Annotated in this window: 18 protein-coding genes; 7 read left to right on the plus strand and 11 right to left on the minus strand. The window is 54.0% G+C overall.

The window, feature by feature from the left end; translation table 11 throughout:
- Positions 1–86: 86 nt before the first annotated feature.
- From ONV78_RS30010 to ONV78_RS30030, 5 genes are all read right to left on the minus strand, one after another.
- Positions 87–317 (minus strand): hypothetical protein, encoded by a 231-nt coding sequence (locus ONV78_RS30010; protein ID WP_279508241.1) that lies wholly within the window; start codon positions 315–317, stop codon positions 87–89.
- Positions 318–325: 8 nt separating this feature from the next.
- Positions 326–1093, minus strand: coding sequence for a transporter substrate-binding domain-containing protein (locus ONV78_RS30015; protein ID WP_279508242.1), 768 nt, complete (start codon positions 1091–1093; stop codon positions 326–328).
- A gap of 145 nt (positions 1094–1238) precedes the next feature.
- On the minus strand, positions 1239–3194 hold the full coding sequence (locus ONV78_RS30020; RefSeq protein ID WP_279508244.1) for a GEVED domain-containing protein: 1956 nt from the start codon (positions 3192–3194) through the stop codon (positions 1239–1241).
- A 479-nt stretch (positions 3195–3673) separates the two neighbouring features.
- Entirely contained in the window at positions 3674–5734 is a 2061-nt protein-coding gene (locus ONV78_RS30025) for a pyridoxamine 5'-phosphate oxidase family protein (protein WP_279508246.1), read from the minus strand.
- A 34-nt stretch (positions 5735–5768) separates the two neighbouring features.
- Positions 5769–6413 (minus strand): glutathione S-transferase, encoded by a 645-nt coding sequence (locus tag ONV78_RS30030; RefSeq protein WP_279508248.1) that lies wholly within the window; start codon positions 6411–6413, stop codon positions 5769–5771.
- A gap of 134 nt (positions 6414–6547) precedes the next feature.
- On the opposite strand from ONV78_RS30030, the gene ONV78_RS30035 reads away from it, so the two are divergent.
- Complete coding sequence (locus tag ONV78_RS30035) at positions 6548–7453, plus strand: LysR family transcriptional regulator (protein ID WP_279508250.1); 906 nt, start codon at positions 6548–6550, stop codon at positions 7451–7453.
- A gap of 13 nt (positions 7454–7466) precedes the next feature.
- On the opposite strand, the gene ONV78_RS30040 is transcribed toward ONV78_RS30035, so the two are convergent.
- Complete coding sequence (locus tag ONV78_RS30040; RefSeq protein ID WP_279508251.1) at positions 7467–8651, minus strand: alpha/beta fold hydrolase; 1185 nt, start codon at positions 8649–8651, stop codon at positions 7467–7469.
- 144 nt (positions 8652–8795) lie between these two features.
- Complete coding sequence (locus ONV78_RS30045) at positions 8796–9533, minus strand: SDR family oxidoreductase (RefSeq protein WP_279508252.1); 738 nt, start codon at positions 9531–9533, stop codon at positions 8796–8798.
- A gap of 167 nt (positions 9534–9700) precedes the next feature.
- Here ONV78_RS30045 and ONV78_RS30050 point away from each other — a divergent pair, with 167 nt between their 5' ends.
- Positions 9701–10336: a TetR family transcriptional regulator gene (locus tag ONV78_RS30050; protein WP_279508253.1), complete on the plus strand. Its 636-nt coding sequence runs from the start codon at positions 9701–9703 to the stop codon at positions 10334–10336.
- 27 nt (positions 10337–10363) lie between these two features.
- On the opposite strand, the gene ONV78_RS30055 is transcribed toward ONV78_RS30050, so the two are convergent.
- Positions 10364–10756: a GFA family protein gene (locus ONV78_RS30055; protein WP_279508254.1), complete on the minus strand. Its 393-nt coding sequence runs from the start codon at positions 10754–10756 to the stop codon at positions 10364–10366.
- A gap of 117 nt (positions 10757–10873) precedes the next feature.
- Positions 10874–11578 (minus strand): TetR/AcrR family transcriptional regulator, encoded by a 705-nt coding sequence (locus ONV78_RS30060; RefSeq protein WP_279508256.1) that lies wholly within the window; start codon positions 11576–11578, stop codon positions 10874–10876.
- Positions 11579–11670: 92 nt separating this feature from the next.
- Between ONV78_RS30060 and ONV78_RS30065 the strand changes: the two genes are divergently transcribed.
- A complete protein-coding gene (locus ONV78_RS30065; protein WP_279508258.1) occupies positions 11671–12543 on the plus strand; it encodes an SDR family oxidoreductase in 873 nt (290 codons plus the stop codon).
- Positions 12544–12651: 108 nt separating this feature from the next.
- Here ONV78_RS30065 and ONV78_RS30070 read toward each other — a convergent pair whose 3' ends face one another.
- Both ONV78_RS30070 and ONV78_RS30075 read right to left on the minus strand, forming a co-directional pair.
- Entirely contained in the window at positions 12652–13860 is a 1209-nt protein-coding gene (locus tag ONV78_RS30070; RefSeq protein ID WP_279508259.1) for a hypothetical protein, read from the minus strand.
- 18 nt (positions 13861–13878) lie between these two features.
- Positions 13879–14391: a type III secretion system chaperone gene (locus ONV78_RS30075; RefSeq protein ID WP_279508260.1), complete on the minus strand. Its 513-nt coding sequence runs from the start codon at positions 14389–14391 to the stop codon at positions 13879–13881.
- Positions 14392–14682: 291 nt separating this feature from the next.
- Between ONV78_RS30075 and ONV78_RS30080 the strand changes: the two genes are divergently transcribed.
- Genes ONV78_RS30080 through ONV78_RS30095 form a run of 4 tightly spaced genes read left to right on the plus strand, consistent with a single transcriptional unit; the run spans position 14683 to position 22256 of the window.
- A complete protein-coding gene (locus tag ONV78_RS30080) occupies positions 14683–17730 on the plus strand; it encodes a WGR and DUF4132 domain-containing protein (protein ID WP_279508261.1) in 3048 nt (1015 codons plus the stop codon).
- Positions 17727–18821 carry an AAA family ATPase gene (locus tag ONV78_RS30085; protein WP_279508263.1) on the plus strand — a complete coding sequence of 365 codons (1095 nt, stop codon included), beginning with the start codon at positions 17727–17729 and terminating at the stop codon, positions 18819–18821. Before ONV78_RS30080 ends, ONV78_RS30085 begins: the two co-directional genes overlap by 4 nt.
- Positions 18821–21151 carry a DUF5682 family protein gene (locus ONV78_RS30090; protein WP_279508264.1) on the plus strand — a complete coding sequence of 777 codons (2331 nt, stop codon included), beginning with the start codon at positions 18821–18823 and terminating at the stop codon, positions 21149–21151. The genes ONV78_RS30085 and ONV78_RS30090 overlap by 1 nt, the downstream gene beginning before the upstream one ends.
- A complete protein-coding gene (locus ONV78_RS30095) occupies positions 21141–22256 on the plus strand; it encodes a VWA domain-containing protein (RefSeq protein WP_279508265.1) in 1116 nt (371 codons plus the stop codon). The genes ONV78_RS30090 and ONV78_RS30095 overlap by 11 nt, the downstream gene beginning before the upstream one ends.
- Positions 22257–22277 lie beyond the last annotated feature (21 nt).

The following is a 22277-nucleotide window of genomic DNA, read 5'->3' on the forward strand; positions in this document are numbered from 1 at the left end:
AAAGTCTGAAGCCCTTGCAAAACAGGAGGAGACCATATACGGATAAGCAAAGCGCCATCCGACGCATCCCCCCTCAAGCCCATACACTATTCGTTTATGAGCTTAATATAGTCGTCATACTGCGGGTAAATATCGTAATCAGGCTGCGATTCGAGATACATCTGCTCAAGCTTGAGCGCCATCGCGTCAAACTGCAGGATCACTTCGCCGGCCTCATTGCTCTTGTCTTCGTCATCGCCGTCGATTTGCTCCTGGAGCCGTCTGATTTCCAGTTCGGTAAGGCGAATCAGGTTTAATATTTCTGCTGTCGTTAACATGGGGCGGTTTATCCTTCCTGCATCCATTGGCTTCGGATTTTCTCCAAAGTTCCGTCCAACAACAAGGACTCATAGGCTTCAAAAAGTTTGATCAGGCTATCCACATCCACGCCTTTTTTACTCACGCCAATAAAGACGGGCTCTTTGAGCAAGACAAACGGATGCACCACTAACGCATATTGCGGGTCGCGTTTGCGTTCGAGCACGATGTCGAACGGCTCGTCGAAATATCCCAGTAGCCTTTGGTGCAATACCTTGTCGTCGTTAAGCGGTTGTACAACGGACTCCAAACAGGCGGCGAACTCTGGATCGGTTTCTAAGCGCCGGTGAAATTCCGGCGTGTATTTCACGTTGCGCTGGTAACCAAACAGGCCGCGGTTTTTCTTACACTGGGTGACCAGATCGTCCAGACTGTTAATCGGCATGTCCTTTAACTCTTTCCGGACAACCAGATTTAGCTGGGTATAGCGCTCAGGGCCGATCCAATACATATATTCCGAGCGCTCGGCAGTGATATTGGCGTTCGCCAGAATGTCTATCTGGCCCTCTTTCGCCATCACCAGAGCGCGAGACCAGGGAATAGAGCGAAACTCATACTCAAAACCCGCCCGCGCCACCAGCGCCCGGGCCAACTCCACATCAACGCCCTGCCAATCTCCGTTCTCATCCTGATAATAATTGGGGAAAGACTCCCCCACACGAATGATCAGACGCTCTTTACCGTAACTCCACGACGCCGTAAGCGTCAGACACAACAGGAAAGCAATACTCGTCACGCTTCTCAACGGATCACCCTCTTCAAACGGATGGGATATCTCATTGAGTTTAGGCTAGAAAGAGTAAATTAAGAGGTGTTTCGGAAAAGAAAAACCTGACCCCAAACGGAGCCAGGTTTTCAACATCAAGGAACAAAGTCTACGGCTACAGCATTTCCACTTTCACGTCGATCCAGGCTTGGGCGCTGTCTTCCACGCCGCCTTTGGCGATGGGGGTGATGCGGAAGCCGCCCCAGTGGTCGGTGTAGGTTTTTCCGATAACCAGTTCTGAGTCGGTTTGGTCGATCAGGGCCCAGGGGGAGTCTTTGCCGGGAGTCAGGGAGCCGGGCGTCATGTCCAGCAGGTGGGAGGTGTGTTTCCAGAAATCCGGGTCCTTTTCGTTTTCCATATACCCCTGCAGGTTGAGCAGCACGCCGTTTTTGGTGTTTTTATAGCGGTAGTGCGTAGTGCGGTACTCAACCCAGTAGGTGTAGGCGCCATTGCCGGATTTCAGTTTGAGGCCGATGTAGCCCGGCGCGTTGGTTCCGCTGCGGGTTCCGTAATCAAACGCGTAAATGCGATACACGCCTGAGCTGTTGATCAGGGGAACTTCGCTGTCGGTGAGCCATCCGAAGTAGCTTTTGTACATCAGGTTGTACTCTTCGAGCGTATGCGCGCCCATGCCCATCATGCTGTATACGTTGCCGTAATTGAGACTTTCTTTGTCGATATCGCCTGTGCCGATAACCTTTCCGGGACCGGCCTCGACGGCTTTGGCGTGTCTCAGCCCCATGGCGTGCCCCATTTCATGAGCCACGACACCCGGTGTGTGATGGTAGATGGACATTAATGGCGGCCCGGCGCTGGAGTTAAAGTTACCCACCTGCGGGGCCGTCATCATAATGATGTTGGCGGCTCCGGGATTACTGGGATCAACGCCGGTCTGACGAATTTTGCTTTCGTACAAATTTCTCCAGGCGTGAAAGTCATTGTCGTATTTCGACTTGCTTTCGTTGATGCGGATGACGGGCTGCGATAAATCATAGGTCACATTAAACCGGCCGTAGGACTGCTCCTTGTAGTACTCGTTCACCTTATGCAGATCCTGCTCCAGGGTGTCCCACTTGAACGGCGCGTCCGTGAACTCAAAGCGATAGACCAGAATATTCACGGAGTCATACTGATAGCCGTTATTGCCCGTCGGATCAGGGGTATCCGTTGAGCCGCGACATGACGTAGCGCCAAGGTCCACGACGACCGAGGCGGCGGACTTGGCTCCCGTCACGGTGATGTAGGTCCAGTAGCTGGAGGGCGTCTTGATGATCACGCACTCGTCGTTGCCGCTCTTGGTGGAGCTGGGATCAGAGCCGTCCGTTTTCGGCCAGCCGCCGTTCTTGGCGTAGAGGCTTAAGTTGCCGCTGCCGTGTCCGGTGGAGATGGCGATACTTTGATATTTGTCGGAGTTACCGATGCTGAGGTAATTGGGCGCGGAATCCGGCATACAGACCGCCTTGCCGTTTGTCAGCGTTCTACCTGTGTATGGAGCTTCCTGGCTGCAAACATTCGGAATGTCGGCTTCAGCCGAACCGCCCAACAAAACGGTGTAGTCTTCCGTTTCGCCATATCCCAAATCGCCGCAGGCGGATTCCGATGCGCCCTCATAAGTCATCGACACCCGCATACGGGTCAGCAGTGGCTCAGTAACCTGAGGAATGGCTAATTTCCCTTTAACTTCCCCCTCCCCTGACAGATCATCAAGCAGCATTTCGTCATCCTCGAAAACGCCGTTTTGATTCAAATCCAGCCAGATACGCCAGTGTTCAGGATAGCGGTTTAGACGATATCCGGGAGTCAGGGTAATGTAGCCTGAAGTGAGTTCGATAACTTGACTTGAAAAATCTGAATAGCCGTTGCGATGATTTAATTCACCGGGCTGGCCAGACTTTTTCACTACGCCATCAATATTAATACTCTCAATCCATTCATCCTGGGATACGCCACTGGCCGTACAATATTGGACATCTTTGGGCTGATCCGGCATCAGGGTCGACGCCTGCGCAATGGAACCGGTGAAACAGACAACTGCCGCAACGAAATTAAATAACGTCGAATACTTTTTCATAATAAAGTAACCGTCAATCCATGATTCATTTCGGCTTTTAGTTGTATTTAATGGTGAAGCCAAAATGAAAGTCTATGAGTGACAGATAGATCATTCGTTATGCGTTTTTGCTGGCCGCAGTGGTTAACTCTCAATCTATTCATGCCGTCTTTGGGTGATGACAGAGTCGTTCTTCGATAGGCTTCTCCTTCGTTTTGCGTTAGTGAGTGGGCGCCCGCCTTAACCCTTCCGGTATGGCATTGGCGCCATGACGATCAACAAACAACCAACGCCAATATACTACCACTGTATATTGTATACAATATACGAATGCATAAATTTTGCTCACGTCCAGGAGAGCTTAGAGATCTAGAAAATACAAAAATAAAAAAGAATGATATGTTATATATCAAATAGATAAATTGTTTATCTAGAAATAGGATTACTTACAGGCCGCCTGCCGGCAACGCGCCAAGAACAGCATCCATGCCCCTGAAAGGCTAAATATCAATCACTACCTCTGCGCTACCTTCGGCGGGTTTGGCGCAACAAAGAAGCGCATTTCCTGCTTCCGCGGAAAAGCTTGTGGGCGTTTGATAGGCCACACTTCCCTTCTTAATGGGCGTCATGCAAGCGCCGCAGTTACCCGACCGACAACTGAATGGCGCCGTGACGCCCAGTTTTTCCGCGAACGTTAATAGACTGCCGTCATCAGGGGTCCATTCGCCCGACACTCTGCTTTGGGAAAAACTAACTTGCGCTTTTGTGGCGATATTGATTGAAGGGATAGAGGAATTTATTTCCTCGATAGTTCCTTCACCGAAGAATTCATAATATATATTGGCCGTTTGAACGCCTGTTGAAACCAACGCTTTATAGATACTTCTCATAAACCCTTCGGAGCCGCATAAATAGAAATCATAGTGATCAAAAGGCAATATGCGTTTCAGCAGTTCAATAGAGAGATGTCCTTCCGAGTCATGATGTTTATTGATCTTATCTTGCTGTAATGGTCTGGAATAAATCGTATGAAGATGCAGCCAATCGTGCTGCGTCGCCAGTTGCGCCGACTCATCAGCAAAGAGATGAGTCTGACTGTTTTGCGTAGCGTGGATAAACCAGACCGGTCTGGCGGTTGCGCCCTGGTTCACCTCATGAATAAGCCCCTCCAACATGGCGATCATCGGGGTTATACCGACGCCCGCCGATATCAGTACGACGGCATGGTCGTTTTGCTTGAGCGTGAACTGTCCGGCGGGCGCGCCTGAATGAATCACGTCGCCAACCTGAACCTGATCGTGCAGCGCCTTGGAAACCACACCGTTTTCTTCCCGCTTCACCGTGATGCGATAACGGCCGTCAGCGCGGCCGGAGGACAAGGTATAGTGACGTTTTAACGGCTGTTTATGGCCAGGAAGGCGTATTTCGACGGGCAGAAACTGCCCGGGAATGTAGTCTTTGATCGTTTCGCCGTTGTCTGGAGCCAGATAAAACGACATCACCCTGTCGCTCTCTCTACGTTTTTCCACCAGCCTGAGCGTCTGAGTTGTACTTGTGGTGGATGTACTTGTGGCGGATGGCTTGCGATCTTTCCATACGCCAGTGCCGTCGAGAGCCGGGGAAAACTCTTGCAGTTCACCGGTCACCGGCATGAACTGGTCGAGGTAGGTAGACTTTTCCACTGTGACCGCAATGATGCGCTGCGCGCCTTCGAACTCATGCACTGAGGGATGATCCCATAACACTTCGGCGCGCCCCGCCGCCAACAACACATTTCCTGTCGAGAAGTCGGGGAAAAACAGACCGACCCGACCGTCAGACTCGATATTGCCCAACGTATTGAAAAACCGGTTGCCGCTGAAGTCCGGAAATAAAAGAGTATCGCCCTCCACTTTCACGAAACCCGGTTTGCCGCCACGGTGAGAGGCGTCGACGCCATGGCGAGGATCGCTGTCCATTAATTTGCTGCGGGAGGCGATAAAGAAAGTATCTGATTGCGCTATCAGCGACTTTGCCTGTTCAGCAATGCCGGCGACAACTGCTGCGCTATCAACGGACAGGGCGGCGGATTCCCCCTTTATCCACCGCAGTTCACGGGTTTGTATGTACTTGGGGCAATTACCGAAGCTAAGCTCCACATCAATGCCGAAACCTGACGCAGTCACTTCCGCAATCACCCCATTCATACGATTACGACGACGGGTATGCAGCTGAATGCCCAGCATTCCCACTTTCCGGCCTGGGGCGAAATCCAGGTTCAACAGGCGGGTCAGGACTGGCAATGCCTGCAGCTCCAGACGAGTATCAGTGGGAGAAGTGATAAACCCGGAGTGACCGGAGAGCGCCGCCGCCCCCGGAAACAACGGCATGCACCAGGGAAAGCCTTGCTGGTCGACAAGGCCCAGGATGACAAAAGGCAGCTCGCAGAAAAACTCCCGATGCTGCATCGGCATCGCCTTACGGATTCCCCCGGAGTACTGCGCCACTTGGTCCGCAACGCCAAGCCGCTTTTGCACCGCGATTTCCGCCGCGTGAAACTGAGAGTTTTCTTGCTGAGTCATAACCTACTCCTCGATTGGATTAAGTCTAAGAGATCTACGCTGTCGGCAAGGGAGAACGCGTCATGCCAACAAATCCGGGATGCGCTTCAATTCTCTCCAGCCAGGCGCGAATGGCGGGATATGGCTGCAAACTGACGCCGCCCTCCGGCGCATGAGCGATGTAGCTATAACCCGCCACATCCGCCAGGGTGATGCGATCTCCGGCAAGATAGTCACGGCCGGAAAGCTGGGGCTCCAGGGCGTAAAACAGTGACTCAGTAATGGTTTTGGCTCTGTCATAATCCAGCTTCATACCAAAAATCTTCACCAGGCGCACCGCGCAAGGGCCCTGCGCGATTTCCCCCGCTGCGACAGAGAGCCAGCGCTGCACTTGCGCCGCCTGCTCTGGTTCTCTGGGCGACCACTCATCGCCATTGCTATATTTCAGCGCCAGATACGTAATGATGGCGTTGGAATCCGCCAGCACGAAGCCGTTGTCGTCAATCGTGGGAACCTGTCCAAACGGGTTGATTTTCAGATACTCCGGCGCCTTGTGCGCGCCGTTCGCCATATCCAGATCAATCGTTTCATAAGGCAAATCCAGGAATGAAAGCATCAGCTCAACGCGGTGGCAGTGACCTGACATGGGATTGCGATAGAGTTTGATAGGCGCTTGTGTATTGGAAAAATGGGCGTTCACGGTGTTCTCCTGTTGAGCTGAGTGAGTCGTCGTTAAGCATTATTATTCATGCAAATACCGAAGTAATTGACGCAATTTACAATTCACTCTTACACTCGGCGCAATAATCAAACAGCGAAAATCAGGGTGACGGCGTGGATAAACTGCAAACCATGCAGGTGTTTATTGAGGTGGCGAAACAACAGAGCTTCAGTGTCGCCAGCGAGGTGCTGGGGCTTTCTGCGCCGGCGGCCAGTCGCGCTATCGCCGCGCTGGAGGAAAGGCTGGGGGTGAAGCTATTTAATCGCACCACCCGATTGGTGAGGCTGACCGAACCCGGCGCCCGCTTTTTACAGGATGCAAAACGCATTCTGGAGGATCTGGAAGAGGCGGAAGCCGCCGCCTCAGGCACCTACGCAACGCCCACCGGGACGCTCGCCATCACTGCGCCGGTGTTGTTCGGCGAAAAGTACGTCATGCCGATTGTGACGGACTATCTGGGGAAACATCCGGACGTCACCGTAAAGATCATCCTGCTGGATCGGGTCACCAATCTTCTGGAAGAAGACTTTGACGTGGCGATACGCATCGGCCACCTCAAGGATTCCAGCCTGTACGCCACAACTGTTGGCCACGTGAAGAAGATCGTGTGCGGCGCGCCAGCGTATTTTGAGCAGCACGGATATCCTGAAACGCCGGAAGACCTGGCCAATCACAGCATTATTTTCCCGGCCCGCTTCGAGCACACCAACGGCTGGTATTTCCAGATTCAAGGCAAAAAAGAACTGGTTCGACTCAATCCCAGACTACGCTGCAATCACAACGGCGCGGCGCTAAAAGCAGCGTTACTGGGTCACGGAATAACCACCTTGATGACTTATCAAGCGGCGGAAGAGCTGAAAAATAAACGCCTGCAACGAGTGCTCACCGAATTTGAGGAAGAGCCATTGCCGGTCAGCATCATTCATATGGAAGGCCGCCGCGCCAACGCCAAGACCCGCTGTTTCATTGATCTGGCCACGCAAACGCTGCGGGAGAATCCGTTTCTTTTTATGCCGTGATATCTGAGCGAGGCTAGTCTGACTCAACAACTCTGGCGCCATCAGAGTCCGACGCCATGACCCGGTCCAGGACTTCCATATGCTCAGCAAAATAAGGGTTGAAGGTGAGTCGGGACGTTGCGTTATCAGACCCATCGCCGCCGTAGGCGGTACGCCAGGTATCCGCGCCGCTTTCGCAGAGGATTTGATTTTCCTGCGACTGGCCGTTGTCGCAGATTCTCAGCTTGCCGTTGACGCCGTACTCCGGGTTGTCCGGCGCAAACAGAACGCCCATGTGCGACCCGTTGGCGATTCTGAGTTCGGGCAGATTCATACTATACGTCAGGATGCGAGGATCGCGGTCGGCGATATCATCGCCTTGCCAGATCAGCCGGCTGCCGGGATGGGTAAAGGACCGGCCGAAGCGATCCCGCAGATATTGGGTGTCGATGATGCTGTCGTTTGCGCTGGCGAGAATGAACACCGGCCTGGCAAACCCGGAGTCGTTCATTTTCTCCCGCACCTCCAAAACTGTTTCATAAAACATCGCCGCCGCATGCATGGGGAGCGAGTTGTAGCGGAGATAGTTGGATTCTTCATCTCTGTCCGCCCAGGTAATGAAATACTTGGCGTATTTGGAGAAGAACAGCAGTCGCGAGCGGGCTTCAAACGCTGGTGAAAACAGGATTAATCCGGCGATATCCTCGTCGTTGTAGGCCGCCGCCGTGACCAGGTTAGCGCCCGTGGAAAAGCCGCCGAGCCAGACCTCTTCCGATGTGGCTTTCAACAGTTCAATGTGATGCTGAAGGCTGGCCTTCCAGCTATCCAGCGTGGCCAGATTGAGATCAGCGACCTTGCTGCCGTGACCCGGTAACAGTATCGCCCTCACAAAATAGCCTTTATTCACGAGATGACTGGCGACATCCGTGAACGAAAACGGCGAATCCCCCAGGCCATGAACCAGCAGAACGCTTTTATTGTTCGGATGCGCCGGCGTCAGTTCAAAAGGCAGATTGGCTTCCAGCTCTTGTTGCCGGTTTTTGGTTTTAAACGCCCGGTTCTCAAGCAGCCACGTTTTGGTTTCGGCGACGTACTCGTCAAAGCCTGACTGGTAATCATACTGAGGAAGCTGACTGGAAGCCGTGAATTCCGGGCTTTCTTTCAAGCGGTGGCAGGAGACTAGAGCAAGGATCGCCATGAATGAAATAAGAAAACGCATCAGCGCTCTCGTGATCACGGTGGAAAGAACAGAGTTTTTTGTGCGCATCAGATGACATCAGTTTAACAAGTTTAAGTTCACTTATAGCGAAGATAAGGGGCTCTGCAAGCCCCCTGCTCTTCATCCATGCCTGGCTGACAGGTTTCAGTTGCGCCCGCCGTTCGCTTTAATGACCTGCCCGCTGACCCAACTGCTTTGCGGGCCCGCCAGGAACGAAACAACTTTCGCAATGTCGTCCGGTTCGCCGAGACGTCCCATGGGAATGTCTCTGATCAAATGATCGATCATTTCCTGCGAGCGCTCTTTAAACAGAAGCTCCGTACCAACCGGGCCAGGCGCCACGGCGTTAACGGTCACACCCCGTGGGCCCAATTCCTTGGCGAGGGTGTGAGTCATCGCCTCAACCGCAGCTTTGCTCGCTGCATACAGGCCGCAGGCCGGGATGTAATTTCCGATAATACTGGTCGACAGATTGATAATACGACCATTGTCCCGGATACGATTCGCGCCCTCGCGCATACCATGGAACGCGCCGGTAAGGTTAACCGCCATGATGCGATTGAAGTCCTCGTCTGAGACTTGCGCCAGCATGCCCATTTTCGTCACGCCGGCGTTGTTGACGAGCACATCCACGGTTCCAAAGTGGGCCTCGGCCTCATCAAACAATCGCGCCATGTCGGCGGCGCTGGACACATTGCCCTGCGCCACCAAAGCCTGCCCCCCATTTCCTCGGATGGTATGGGCGACCTTCTCGGCGTCGGCGTCGCTGCGGGAATAATTGATGACGACCTGAAATCCATCTTGCGCCAACTGTCTGGCGATCTCTGCGCCGATGCCTCTTGCAGCGCCGGTGACGATAGCGGTGCGATCATTACTCATCATGTAAAACTTCCTTAAAGTCATATTCATTCATGTGAAAACGACAGGACCTGCGCATGGAGTCATCAGTCTCAATATGGGGAGCACGTCTGCGCCGAACTTGAAAACCGTTGATATTTTTTATTATATGACGAGTTCGTCAGTTTTCGTGTTCGCATTAGGAGCGTCCCTTGACCGCATCTCGTAACTCACCGATTTCACAGAGAAAAAAGCCCAAACAGGCGCGTGCGAACGACCTGATTGCCGCCATTCTCGAAGCCTCTGTTCAGGTTTTGACGGCGGAAGGCGCGCAGCGATTCACCACCGCACGGGTGGCGGAAAGAGCCGGCGTCAGCGTAGGCTCGCTTTATCAGTATTTCCCCAACAAAGCCGCCATTTTGTTTCGCCTGCAAAGTGATGAGTGGGAGCGCACCACGCAACTGTTTCAGTCCATATTGCTGGACGACCATGACAGCCCGCTACTGGAACGTTTGCGCAAACTTGTCGCGTTTTTTCTGCAGTCTGAGTGTGATGAAGTGGCGATCAGAAGAGCGCTTGATGACGCTGCGCCCCTGTATCGAGATGCGCCGGAAACAGAGGAGGCCATGCAGAAAGCGGCGCTTATTTTTGAGCAGTTTATGCAGCAGCTTCTGCCAACGACCGAGACGTCAAAACTTCGCCTGGTGAGTAGTCTGATATTGAATACCTTGACGGAGGTTGGGGAGCGTTTCTCCGACGTTCCCCGGAGCGAGCAGGAAATCACCGGCTACGCCAACTCTATGGCGGACATGTTTTGTTGCTATATCCAGTCGCTGGAATCGCAATAGGCCAAGCAATCGTAATTCACGCGTCGTCTATTCTTCAGCGCGACTGGCGTTGTCGCGATCACGCTCGTAATGTCGGACGGTTGGAAACGGCGGCAACCAGGACTCGCGACGGCAGGTCCAAAGTTCATAGGTAGGCGTGAGTTGATCCGGCGCGTCCAATGCGCCCAGGTTAACCTCGATTTCGTCGCCAGTACGTGAGAAAACCGAAGAACCGCAACGAGGACAGAAACAGCGACCCTCATAATCGCCCACCTCCCCTGTCACCGTCACCGCGTCCTGAGGAAAAATCGCCGACGCATGAAACAACGCGCCATGATGCTTACGACAATCCAGACAATGACAAAGCCCCACCCGATAAGGACGCCCCGTCGCCACCAAACGCACGGCGCCGCAAAGGCAACCGCCGGTGAATTGTTCCATGTGTTATCTCCTCAGTAACCAGGCGAATTGGAGATTGAGAGTTTAAAGAGGCCTGACACTGTAAACAGGAATAAACGCCATCGCCAGTGTTCGCCAACTGAGAACATAGGGCTCTCGTTACTTCGTAATTTTTTCCAATAACTCGCTTAATAACAGCCGCTCTCCGGGAGTCAACTCGTCCACTTCGTGCAGGCGTTCACGTAAACCATTCGCTAACGTGATCAGATTGTTATTTCGCACTGGCCGGGCGTCTGCGATTAGTGAAGAAAAAACAGCTTCACGCGCGTCAATGGACAAGGCCGAGCAGCGCTCGTTTTCAGGCGTCGAGAGTAGCGTCGTCACGGTTCCGACACCGGCCGCGTGTACGAGCGCCACTGCGCTTTCAACGGGTTTTAAAAGCAGGCCCGCATGGGCGATACGCTGAATGCGCGTTCTCAATACCCCAATGCCCGTCTTTGCTGACATTGATTGCGAATGGGAGGAACCGATGTCATTCATAATCGCAAAAACAGCCGGATTGCTCACGCCAAAGGCCACGTAGGCGTCCCAAGCGTCTCGGAGGTCTTGAACAGGGTCGGGGTTTGGCTCCGCCGCCAACTTCTGCGCGATGAATTGTGTAAGGCCGAATTCGGCTACAGCATCAAGCAAGCCTCTTTTATCACCAAATAGCCTGTATATCGTCGGAGCCTGCACAGAGGCCGCCGACGCCACTGCGCGCGTAGTTAAAGCGGAAATTCCGCCACTGGCGACAAGCTCAGTCGCGGCCGCGATTATTCGTTCCTGCGTGGTCAGTGTGTCTTCCGAAGTATCTTGATTTTGCATCTCTAGAGTTTATCTATATCAATGTTAACTAAATAATGATATCAATGATAACTTGTATGGCAAGCATCAAATTTAACTGTGAGGACAATAGGATGATTGTAATTACTGGCGCAACTGGAAACCTTGGAAAAGGCGTTATAGATAACCTAATTCAAAAATGCGGCCCCCATCAGCTCATAGCGAGTGTTCGAGATTTACACAAGGCGAGTTTCTATCAGGAAAAAGGCGTTAGCGTCCGTAAGGGGAGTTTCGATTGCATCGACGACCTGAAAACAGCGTTCGAAGGCGCCAGCCAAGTGCTGATTGTTTCAGCTAACACGCTGGGTGAAGAGGCGCTGCGGCTTCATCGTAATGCCATAGACGCCGCCAAGCAGGCAGGCGTTAAGCGAATTTTGTACACCAGTCACATGGGCGCCAGGGAGGGATCACTATTTGCGCCCGCTGATCAGCATGCCGGCACTGAAGCGCACCTTGCGAAAAGCGGTGTCGCTTACACGTCGTTGCGACATGGGTTTTATGCCGAGAGCTGCCTCAACATGATCGGCGACGGTCTGAAAAGCGGTGACTTACACACGCCCGAAGATGGTCCCGTTAGCTGGACGGCTCGTTCAGACCTGGCGCAGGCTGACGCCGAGATTATTATTGACTCGGAGAACTGGAATGGCGCCACCCTGCCCCTCACCGCGTCGCAAGCCTGGACAATGGCCGACATTGCGGCGCTTGCTTCTGACATCACCGGGCGTCGGATACGCCATGTAGTGGTGTCTGATCAGGATTGGCTTGACTCAAAAATGGCTGCCGGTATGCCAAAGATCTACGCCGAACTGCTTCTAGGTAGCTTCCAAGCCTCCCGTCGAGGCGACTTCGCAACCACTCACCCTGCACTGGAGAATCTGTTGAGTCGGCCCGCCAAAACCATGCGCGACGTTTTGGCTGCTTTTCTGCAAGATGATCACGGTCAGTGATCTAAGGAATTTTAGTTGCTATAAAACAGGCCGTTATAAACCCGGCGGACGAATGACGAAGCGCTATTCGTCCGCCGGATTACTACAGCAGGCTTGAATAGATTACTCCTAAGCCCTCAAGTTACTGACGAAGCCCGCGAGGTCTTTCATAGAGCTCACGACCGCGCTGATACCATCGGAAGCCGTTTTCACCGCCGCGCCCACATTTTCGCTTAGCGTACGTTTGGCGCTGACCCCAACCCCGCTGGTATCCGCTCTTTCTTTCAGTGTGCTGGTTACCGACTCAGCGTCCGCCCGGCTCATTAGAATTTGCATGGCGCCTCCCGGGGTCTTCACATGACCGCCCAGCTCTTCTGTCGGCGCAACAGTGGAGGTGAGAACCGACGTCGCTTGGGTCACTCTGATCACATGAACGTCATACACGTCTTTAGTATCCATGCTTCCAAGCGGCAACCCGAAGACGGCGGCGATGGAGCGGTTCGGGTCTTCATTGTCCACCGTGCCGATCGCCTGTTCGAGCGCGGTCCGCGTGGTGAAGTATGGCGAATAGGCGCTGGGCGTATCTCCACGTTTAGTAATCTTAACCAGTTCGTCGCCTACATTAAGCTGTAATCGCGTGGGGAGTCTTTCCCCCGACATGACCTGTTGCATGGCGATATTAAGCCGGGTCTGAGTATTGCTCGCTTTCTTCTCCGCGGTTGAATCATCCCAATCGGCGGTATTACGAGCTATGTTCGCCATCAGCAACTTACCGTCGTCATGGGTCATCAGAAATTCCATCGCTTCCGCTTCTGATACGCCTTTAGGGGCAAAGGTCGCAAAAGAATGTATGTCATGCAGGTCAAGAGACTCGACGGTGGCGTCGCTCTCGCCGCGGCCCCTTTGTTCAACATTCACATGGGGTTTTAAGTCATGCCAGGTTTCTCTGATATGACTTCTGCTCGGCGCCAGGCCAATCCTGTCCATCAGAGACGCGTACATATTCCCTAAGAGCCCCTTGTCGTCTTGCAACTGTTTGGCATGCTCAAAGACCGCTAAAACTGTTCTACCGGTTAAGGCCTGCGTTCCGTTCTGAAGAGCGGTCCCTATCGCCTGCCCCGCGATTTTATCTCCAAAGGCTTGTCGCACGACTTTTTCAAATTGGTTATTGGCGTTTTGGTTCTCACTATTTACTCTCTTGTCTGCGCTGGAGGACATGACATGGCGCGCGCCCATATTTCCTGGAGCGGTCACAGTGTTATCGCTATTAACCACCAACCTTCCCTCGTTCTGACGGGCGGCGGTCACAAAGCTGGATAGAGTAATTGGATTGGTCATGAGATGGACTCCTGATGTTTAAACTTTAACCAAATGATCGGTTGATTGGATGGAAAGTATTGATGGGATTGACGATATTGGGTGACTGATGGAAAGCGCCTCTGACTGTTCGTCAGCGTTCTGCAAAGTCCTTTTCAAGGACTCCGCGCAGTCCACAAAAGTGACCAGCAGCGACTCCAGCGCGCGGGCGTCCAACCCGTCGACGGGATGCTGGTAGCTCATGATGGCGAGGCCGTCGTCGCTCAGCCCCACCGTAGCGCCGCCTGTTTTTCGCCAGAACAGATTGGCCGCCAACAGCAGCTTGTATCTGGCGTTAAGGGGTTCAAGCGAATGGCTGGAAGCGTCGACGACCTCACCGAGACTGCTGTAGATAATCAAAAACGTTTCATTCGGGCAGAGCTCAAAATTGACAACGATATTGTCGTCAAAGACAAGCTGGGCGGGCTGCTCATCCTTAAGATGAAAGTCAGGCAGCCCAATGGAACTGCCGAGATCCGCAAGGAGAAGGGAGAACTGTTCTCTTCCGTTCATGTAGATGCTCCATATGCTGAATTACCGGGTATAAAACATGTCGTTTCAGAGGTCAGAATATGGAGTGATCGCCGGCCAAGTTATCTATCTACCGGTCTATTTTTGTTTTGTATGACGTTTATAACCGCCTCATATACGCCGTTACTTTCCGCAAGTATGGGCCGATCAATTTAGCGTCTGGCCCTTCGGAAACTAATGTTGCGTTTTTGGTTTTATCTCGACGTTTAGTCGGCTAGAGTGCGGCTTTAATTTATTGATTTCATAGTTCACTAATAAGTATCAGGGGGACGCGTGCGCAGACTGACATTAAAGGACGGCGCTTCGGATAAGTTCTGGGAAATAGACTTACAGGGAAATCAGTACACCATCCGTTACGGCAGAGCCGGGACAGATGGACAAGTAAAAACCAAAGAGTTTGATTCTGAGGCAAAAGCCAAGTCAGAGCATGACAAACAGATTGCTGCGAAACTGAAAAAAGGCTACGTCGAGGAAGCCGCGTCTGCGGAATCCCTTCCCGTTCAGGCAGTGACTGCCTCCTCCAAAGCGAAGGAGGCGCCCAAAAAGGCAGCGGCGCGTTCAGAGTCGCCTGAAACGGTATCCCCCGCGGAAAGCAAGCCCCTCGCCGCCTACTCAGAAGAGCCCGTTTCACTTGGGCTGCTTCCTGTTGACTGGCGCTGGGTTGCCTGGCGTCCACAGGAAGACGCCGAAATCCCCCCTCCACGCCCCTTTGACATGGCGCGCTTGATGAAAACCTTCTCCAATATTCGCATCGATAAGTCCAGCTACTGGGGCGACTTTGATTGGCGGACGGCAGAGATCCCATTGCGCATGAGCAAAGAGGAAGCCACGTTCTGGCTCGTCGCCATGGCAAACAGTCGCCGGACGGTTGCTGAACGTAAAAAGCATTTGAAAGAGTGGGATTTCACTCAGGCGGTGAACTATAAAAAGATGCTCTACAGTGAAACGCTCAACACGCCCTGGTTGATGATTCCTGCGTTCAACCTGTTATCTGAACAAGAATTTCTGGACCTGGTTCTTACGGAAAAAGATGCCCGTTATCACGGCTCCGATCTTCAATGGGAGCGAGTTCGCGGCCTGCAACATGTACTTCCTTTGTTGTCCGCGCCTGCGGTTCAGCGCCTGCAAGAAGCCGCAAAAGCGCATGTCAACGTAGCGAACTGGCCGGTGTCGGATTTCTACCAAACCACCAACTACTTCGTTCTGGCCGCTGTACTGGGCCTGTCCGACCTGTTGACGGGCGTGGTGGAATCCTGGGACGACAAGCTATATAGCGGAGATGGTTGGCACGACCACTACCATAAGCCCCAGGAAATCATTTTCGGTCTCCAGGACCCGGAACGGATCAGTCACCACTTCCGGCGCTTGAAATTACGGTTGTCCAATCCCGACTACATCCGGGCCTGGCTGGCTCACACAGGACTTCAGCATCTGGACTATATCGAGGAGTCCTTGAAACAGGAGTCCAATCGGGATGAAGCGGAAAATCAGCTGTCCGCGTTAATCGCCGTCAACGCAGCGGAAGTCGCTCCGGTCATGCTGGCCCTGACTAAATCGTCAAAAGCGCCGAAAATGGCTAAAAACTGGCTGGATGAGCATCCACAGGCTGCAGTGACAGGGTTGGCGGATTGCGTCGCCAATCATCGTTCGGGGGCGCTGCGTCAGGACGCCTTGGCCGCATTGCGCTTGATGAAGCGCAAAGGCTACGCGGAACTGATGCAACAGACGGCGGCGCATCAACCGGCCATCAAGGAAACCATTGATGAGGTGCTTACTTATCAGGACCCGGCCGACAACCCACTCACAGACGCGGAAACTCCCGACTGGCTGCGAACGGGATTAGCCTCGAAGTCGAAAGCGAAGCCAATCGACTGGGTCAATGCTAACGACCTTCCTCCTATCATAATGCAAGGACGAGCGCTCAGCGCCCAACAAGTAACGGCGCTACTCTCGGTCCTGAAAACGGCGGATAGCCAGCAGGCGCCTTTTTTCCAGCAGCTTAAAGGGGAGATTGACGGGAATGGCCTTGACGGCTTCGTCTGGACTCTGTTCGAAACCTGGTTGTCGGAGGGCGCGCCCTCGAAAGAGAAATGGGCGATGATGGCGATGGGATACCTGGGGGGCGACGAGTCAGTGATGAGACTAACGCCCATGATCAGAAAGTGGCCTGGCGAGTCCCAGCACCAGCGAGCGGTGTCCGGCCTGGAAGTGTTGCGATTGATCGGCTCTAAAACCGCCTTGATGCAACTCAGCGGAATTTCCCAGAAAGTGAAGTTCAAAGGCGTTAAGTCCAAAGCGCAGGAATACATGGAGCAAATCGCCAGGGAGAAAGGACTGACCAAGGCGGAACTTGAAGACATGGTGATCCCGGACTGCGGACTGGACGACACCGGTCGACGGGTATTTGATTATGGTCCCCGACAGTTCCATTTCGTGCTGGGCGCCGACTTGAAGCCGAAGCTCAAAGATGACAGCGGTAAGCTTCGCGACAACCCGCCCAAGCCTTCCGCCAAGGACGACGCCGAATTGGCCAACACGTCCCTGCAGGAATGGAAACTGGTCAAAAAGCAGATTCGCGATATGGCCAAGATTCAGGCGGAGCGGCTGGAGCAGGCCATGGTAGTGGGACGCCGCTGGAAAGCTGATGACTTTAACACTCTGATCGCCCGTCATCCATTAATGACGCACTTGGCGAGGCTGCTGCTTTGGGGCGGTTATCAAAGTGGCAAGTTAGCTGGGACGTTTCGTTTAACGGACGAACAGGATTTTGCTGACGTCAATGACGACCCGATGGCGTTGGACAAATTTGATGAAGTCGGGCTCGTCCACCCGCTGCACCTGTCAGAAGAGGATAAAAACGCCTGGGGCGAGATGTTCAGCGACTACGAACTTCTTCCTCCATTTCAACAGCTCAGCCGGCCGGTGTTCGCCCTGAATGAGCAGGAGCTGGAGCAGCAATCCATGTCCCGATTCGAGAAGCTGAAGTTGCCAGCCCCCACGCTGGTCTTCGGTCTTGAGAAACAGGGTTGGGCCCGAGGCGAAGCAATGGACGCAGGCGGATTTGACGAACACTCCAAACAGTTCGCCGCCGCCAATGTCACGGCTGTCGTGAACTATGAAGGGGTGGTCGCCATGGGGTATATCGAAGCGGATGAGACGCTGGAGACCACCGAGATCGTTTTTGTGGAAGGCATGCGACAGCCCTCAGGCTATGGCTGGGATATCAAAGATAAAATCCTGCCCCTCAAACAGGTGGACCCTTTAGTACTCAGTGAAGTCATCAAAGATTTGAACCAGCTTGCTGCGAAGGCCGCACAATGAGTGATTTATCCCTGCAGCGTCCGCCAGCGGAACAACGCTACGCCGAAGAGCTTGAGCAACTGGTCGCTAAAGACCGTGAAAGCGTAAAGCCACCGGGCTGGAATCTCTCCCCTTTGGCGGTTATCGACTTTATTTTGGGCGACAGCCGCCAGGATATCAGCCCTAAATTTGTGGGGAAAAGACGCTTCATAGAGCGCTGCGTGGCCACCCTTGCGACCAACCGCGGCCTCATGTTGATCGGGCCGCCGGGCTCCGCCAAAAGTTATCTGAGCGAATTGCTGGCCGCAGCGATCTCGGGGGACTCTGGATTAACCATCCAGGGTTCGGCGGGGACGACCGAGGACCAGATCAAATACACCTGGAACTATGCCTTGCTGCTGGAGAAAGGGCCTGGTCCCGAGTCTCTGGTTCCAGCGCCGGTGTATCAGGGCATGCAACAGGGCAAGCTGGTTCGCTTCGAGGAAATTACCCGTTGCCCTTTGGAGATTCAGGATACCCTTTTATCTATTCTGAGCGACCGGGTGCTGCATATTCCCGAACTGGAGCAGAGTGCAAGCGCGGTCTACGCGCGCCAGGGCTTCAACCTGATAGCGACCGCCAATACTCTGGATAAAGGCGTCAATGAAATGAGCGCGGCGTTGAAGCGCCGCCTCAATTTTGAAACGGTGCACCCTATCGCTAGCATCGAAGAAGAAATGGAATTAGTGGCGAGAGAGACCAACGCCTTGCTGCAACACGCAGGAATCCCCATGACGCTGCCGGTGGACAAGGCCGAGGTTCTGGTGACGATTTTTCATGAGTTGCGTAATGGTAAAGTCATCGGCGGCGGCGCTCTGGAGCCGCTAAATTCCGTCATGAGTACGGCGGAATCGGTCGCCGTGGCCTTCGCCGCCTGCGTGCAGGGGTATTACTACAACGCTGGCGCTTTAACCGCCGAACATCTCGTTTCGGCTCTGGGCTCTACCGCCGCCAAAGACTCCAGCGAAGACCTGAAAAAAATCAGACACTACTTTCATCATGTGGCGGGTAAACGCAAAGGAGCCGCCTGGGGCGAGTTCGCCAATGCGAAACAGGCGTTAAGTGACTACTAATGCTCTCTGACCGCATTCATTTTTTCCCGGTTAGGCATCACAGTCCCGCCTGCGCTCTTGCAGTGTATGAGTATGCGATGGCGTTGCAGCCGCAGGCCATCCTGATCGAAGGGCCCAGTGAATATAACCCGCAACTGGAAGAGCTGTTCCTCCGCCATCAGTTGCCGCTGGCGATTTATACCTACGTTGCGAACGACGATCACCGAGCGGGGGCGTACCACCCGTTCTGTGAGTACAGCCCCGAGTGGCGCGCGCTGCAGGCGGCGCAGCAGCTCAAATGCGAAGTGGCCTTCATCGACCTGGCCTGGCCGGAGATCTGCGCATTGCGTCTGCAGAACGCCGATCAGGAAGTTCAAGACCAAGAGCATCGCTACGCCGATGGCGAGTTAAGACGGAGCCGGTATATTCAAGCGCTATGTCAGAAGCTGAAAGTGGAAGATTTTGACGCCGCCTGGGACGAGCTGTTTGAAATCGATCCGGCTTCACCGGACGAACTGATGCAGAAAGTCGCCGCATTTTGCCTGGCGATCCGCACCTTTGAAGACGAAGACCGAGAGCGTCACGGCTTGCCGCCGGATCCGGTCAATCTAGCGCGGGAGCGCCACATGGCGGACAGAATCCGTGACGTCGGCGAGCGGGTGTCAGGAGCGATTCTGGTGGTGACAGGGGGCTTCCACAGCAGCGCTTTGTCTGAACTGCTGAAGTGCGCGGACAATTCGACTCCGCCGCCTCAGTCAGAAACGCTCTGGCGGGAACAAGGCGCCGCCCTCACCCCATACAGTTACGCCCGCCTGGATGCGCTGACCGGGTATCAGTCCGGCATGCCCGGGCCGGAGTTTTATCATCAGATCTGGTCCGCGCGTTTAAACGGTGGCGAATTTAAAGCGCAACCGCTGATCGACTCCATTGCCTTGAGTTTGCGTCAACGCAAACTGATCTTCAGCACCGCCGACCGCATTGCGGCGGAATGTAGTATCGGGGCGCTGGCGTCCCTGCGCGGTCATCCTGCGCCATGGCGCGAGGACATTTACGACGGGCTGAGCAGCGCCATCATCAAAGACGAATTAGCGCATGGGGGCTATCACCCCATGCACGAAGTGATTCATGAGGTATTCCGGGGCGACCGCCAGGGACGTTTGCATGATGAGACAAGCCTGCCTCCATTGGCGAAGGACATTGACGCTCTCTTGCGATCACTGGATTTATGGCCGACAACAACGCCTCGCATCGTCTCCCTGAATCTCTTGGAGACAGGCGATCTGCAGCAGAACCGCCTATTGCGGCGACTGCAGCTTCTGAGCATTGCGGGATTTGAGCTATTGTCCTCGCCTGACTTCATCGCCCGAAACGATCTCATGGCGGTGCAGGCGGAATGGAGGCTGCATTGGACGCCGGAGTTCGATGCCGGAAAAATCGAAGCCTCCAAGTACGGGGCCTCGCTGGAAGAGGCCTCCAATCAGCGGTTACTGGAGATGATGCAGCGCAAAGGTCGCCTGGGCGATACGGCAGAGCTGCTCATTCTCGCCGCCCTGTGCGGACTGGGTCGCCACGCCCACAACCTGATGATGGAGCTGACCCAGCAGACAGGCCATTGCAGCGATTTTGTGGAAGTGGCGTCTGCCTTGAACCACGTGACTTATCTGCAAAAATATGACGATATTCTTGGTTGGGACAATATCGACGCCACCGCCCCATTGACGAACTCCTTGTATGAGCGCGGGCTGTTCTTGCTCGACTCTCTGGGGCGTCCTGATAATGGATTTGAATTTGTCGAGGCGATTCGCACGCTGCTGCATTGTCATTTTGCCCTGTCGCAGGCGTTGGGCTGGTCCAAAGCGCCCTTCGCAGACAGTTTGCAGAACCAGTGCAAGGAACCGGAACAGGCGCCGGAAATCCGGGGGGCGGCTTTGGGCGCTTGTTTTATGCTAGGCGTTACCCCTGGAGAAAGCATTACCCCTTTTGTTCGGCAGATCGCCACATCGGACCTGGGAGATTTTCTTGTCGGCCTGTTTCGCATCGCCAGAGAGACTGTGCAACGCCACCCCGATTTGATCAATGTGATCCATCAGGTGGTTCAGGGTTATGACGCGCACGAATTTATGCAGGCGCTGCCCAGCCTGCGTCTGGCGTTCACTTACTTCACGCCGCGGGAAAAACTGTATTTGGCGGATCATCTCCCCGGAATCGCAGCGCATGCACGCGCAGGAACAGAGGCCGAGACATTCACTCCGGAACTGAAGGATATTGAAGACGCCATGAAGTTTGAAAGCGCCCTGCTCGCCACGGCCCGCGAATATGGCATCGATCTGGAGATCACCGATGAAGGCTGAGCAGCTGTTGAGATGGCGACTGATTCTAGGCGAAACGGACAGTGAACATCTGAACCCCTCCATGACACCTCAGCAATGCCGTCAGGATCAGTTGCTGGACTATCTCTATGGCAAGGAATACCAACGGGATAAGCGCAATATTCGCGGAGGGACGCTGGACGCCACATCGCTCACCGTACCAGAATGGATTAACGGCATTCATGAACTTTTTCCCCGAGAAACGATTGAGCGTCTGGAGAAAGACGCGCTGGAGCGCTATCAGATTCAGGAGATGGTGACCAATCCTGAGCTGTTGAAGAGAGCGCAGCCCAGCCTGACCTTGCTCAAAGCCATCCTGCACACCAAGCATCTTATGAATCAGGAGGTCCTTGCCCTGGCGAGAGCCATGGCGAAACGGGTGATCTCCGAGTTGCTGGAAAAGCTGGCCCGCCCGATGCGTCATCCGTTCCTCGGGCGGGTTCATCGCTTAAAGCGCAGTCACCTTAAGATTGCGAAGAACTTTGACGCCCGGGAAACCATCCGTCGTAACCTGAAGCATTACGACCGGAAGCGCGGCAGGCTGGTCATCGAAACTCCTTATTTCCATTCACGCATCCGACGGCAAAGTGATAAATGGCGGCTCATTATTCTGGTGGATCAGTCCGGCAGCATGATGGATAGCGTCATATACTCAGCCGTAACCGCATCCATTTTCTGGGGCATTCAGGCGCTGGACACCCATCTGGTGGTTTTCGACACGAATATTGTGGACCTTACCGATCATTGTCAGGACCCGGTGGAGACGCTGATGAAAGTGCAGATGGGCGGAGGTACGGACATCGCTCACGCGATGCAGTATGGAGCGTCTTTAGTGTCTCAACCGACCAAGACCATTCTCGTGCTGATTTCCGATTTTTATGAAGGCGGCGATCCTCGTCGCTTACTGAGCGTCACCCAGGATCTGGTTGAAAGCGGCGTCCAAGTGCTGGGGCTGGCGGCTCTCGATGAGCGGGCCAACCCAGTGTATGACCAACGCATTGCGCAACAAATGGCGAATATCGGCGCGAAAGTGGGCTGCATGACGCCAGGAGAACTCGCCAACTGGGTGTCCGAGGTCATCGAGTGACGACCGGCGACGCTGTAAAAC

Source organism: Hahella sp. CR1 (genome assembly GCF_029813005.1).
Lineage (GTDB): Bacteria > Pseudomonadota > Gammaproteobacteria > Pseudomonadales > Oleiphilaceae > Hahella.

Coding starts and splice junctions, on each gene's coding strand:
- ONV78_RS30075 (WP_279508260.1), bottom strand. CDS start 14,391: ATGAACGGAAGAGAACAGTTCTCCCTTCTCCTTGCGGATCTCGGCAGT.
- ONV78_RS30040 (WP_279508251.1), bottom strand. CDS start 8,651: ATGCGTTTTCTTATTTCATTCATGGCGATCCTTGCTCTAGTCTCCTGC.
- ONV78_RS30085 (WP_279508263.1), top strand. CDS start 17,727: ATGAGTGATTTATCCCTGCAGCGTCCGCCAGCGGAACAACGCTACGCC.
- ONV78_RS30090 (WP_279508264.1), top strand. CDS start 18,821: ATGCTCTCTGACCGCATTCATTTTTTCCCGGTTAGGCATCACAGTCCC.
- ONV78_RS30020 (WP_279508244.1), bottom strand. CDS start 3,194: ATGAAAAAGTATTCGACGTTATTTAATTTCGTTGCGGCAGTTGTCTGT.
- ONV78_RS30010 (WP_279508241.1), bottom strand. CDS start 317: ATGTTAACGACAGCAGAAATATTAAACCTGATTCGCCTTACCGAACTG.
- ONV78_RS30060 (WP_279508256.1), bottom strand. CDS start 11,578: ATGCAAAATCAAGATACTTCGGAAGACACACTGACCACGCAGGAACGA.
- ONV78_RS30045 (WP_279508252.1), bottom strand. CDS start 9,533: ATGATGAGTAATGATCGCACCGCTATCGTCACCGGCGCTGCAAGAGGC.
- ONV78_RS30065 (WP_279508258.1), top strand. CDS start 11,671: ATGATTGTAATTACTGGCGCAACTGGAAACCTTGGAAAAGGCGTTATA.
- ONV78_RS30070 (WP_279508259.1), bottom strand. CDS start 13,860: ATGACCAATCCAATTACTCTATCCAGCTTTGTGACCGCCGCCCGTCAG.
- ONV78_RS30055 (WP_279508254.1), bottom strand. CDS start 10,756: ATGGAACAATTCACCGGCGGTTGCCTTTGCGGCGCCGTGCGTTTGGTG.
- ONV78_RS30095 (WP_279508265.1), top strand. CDS start 21,141: ATGAAGGCTGAGCAGCTGTTGAGATGGCGACTGATTCTAGGCGAAACG.
- ONV78_RS30025 (WP_279508246.1), bottom strand. CDS start 5,734: ATGACTCAGCAAGAAAACTCTCAGTTTCACGCGGCGGAAATCGCGGTG.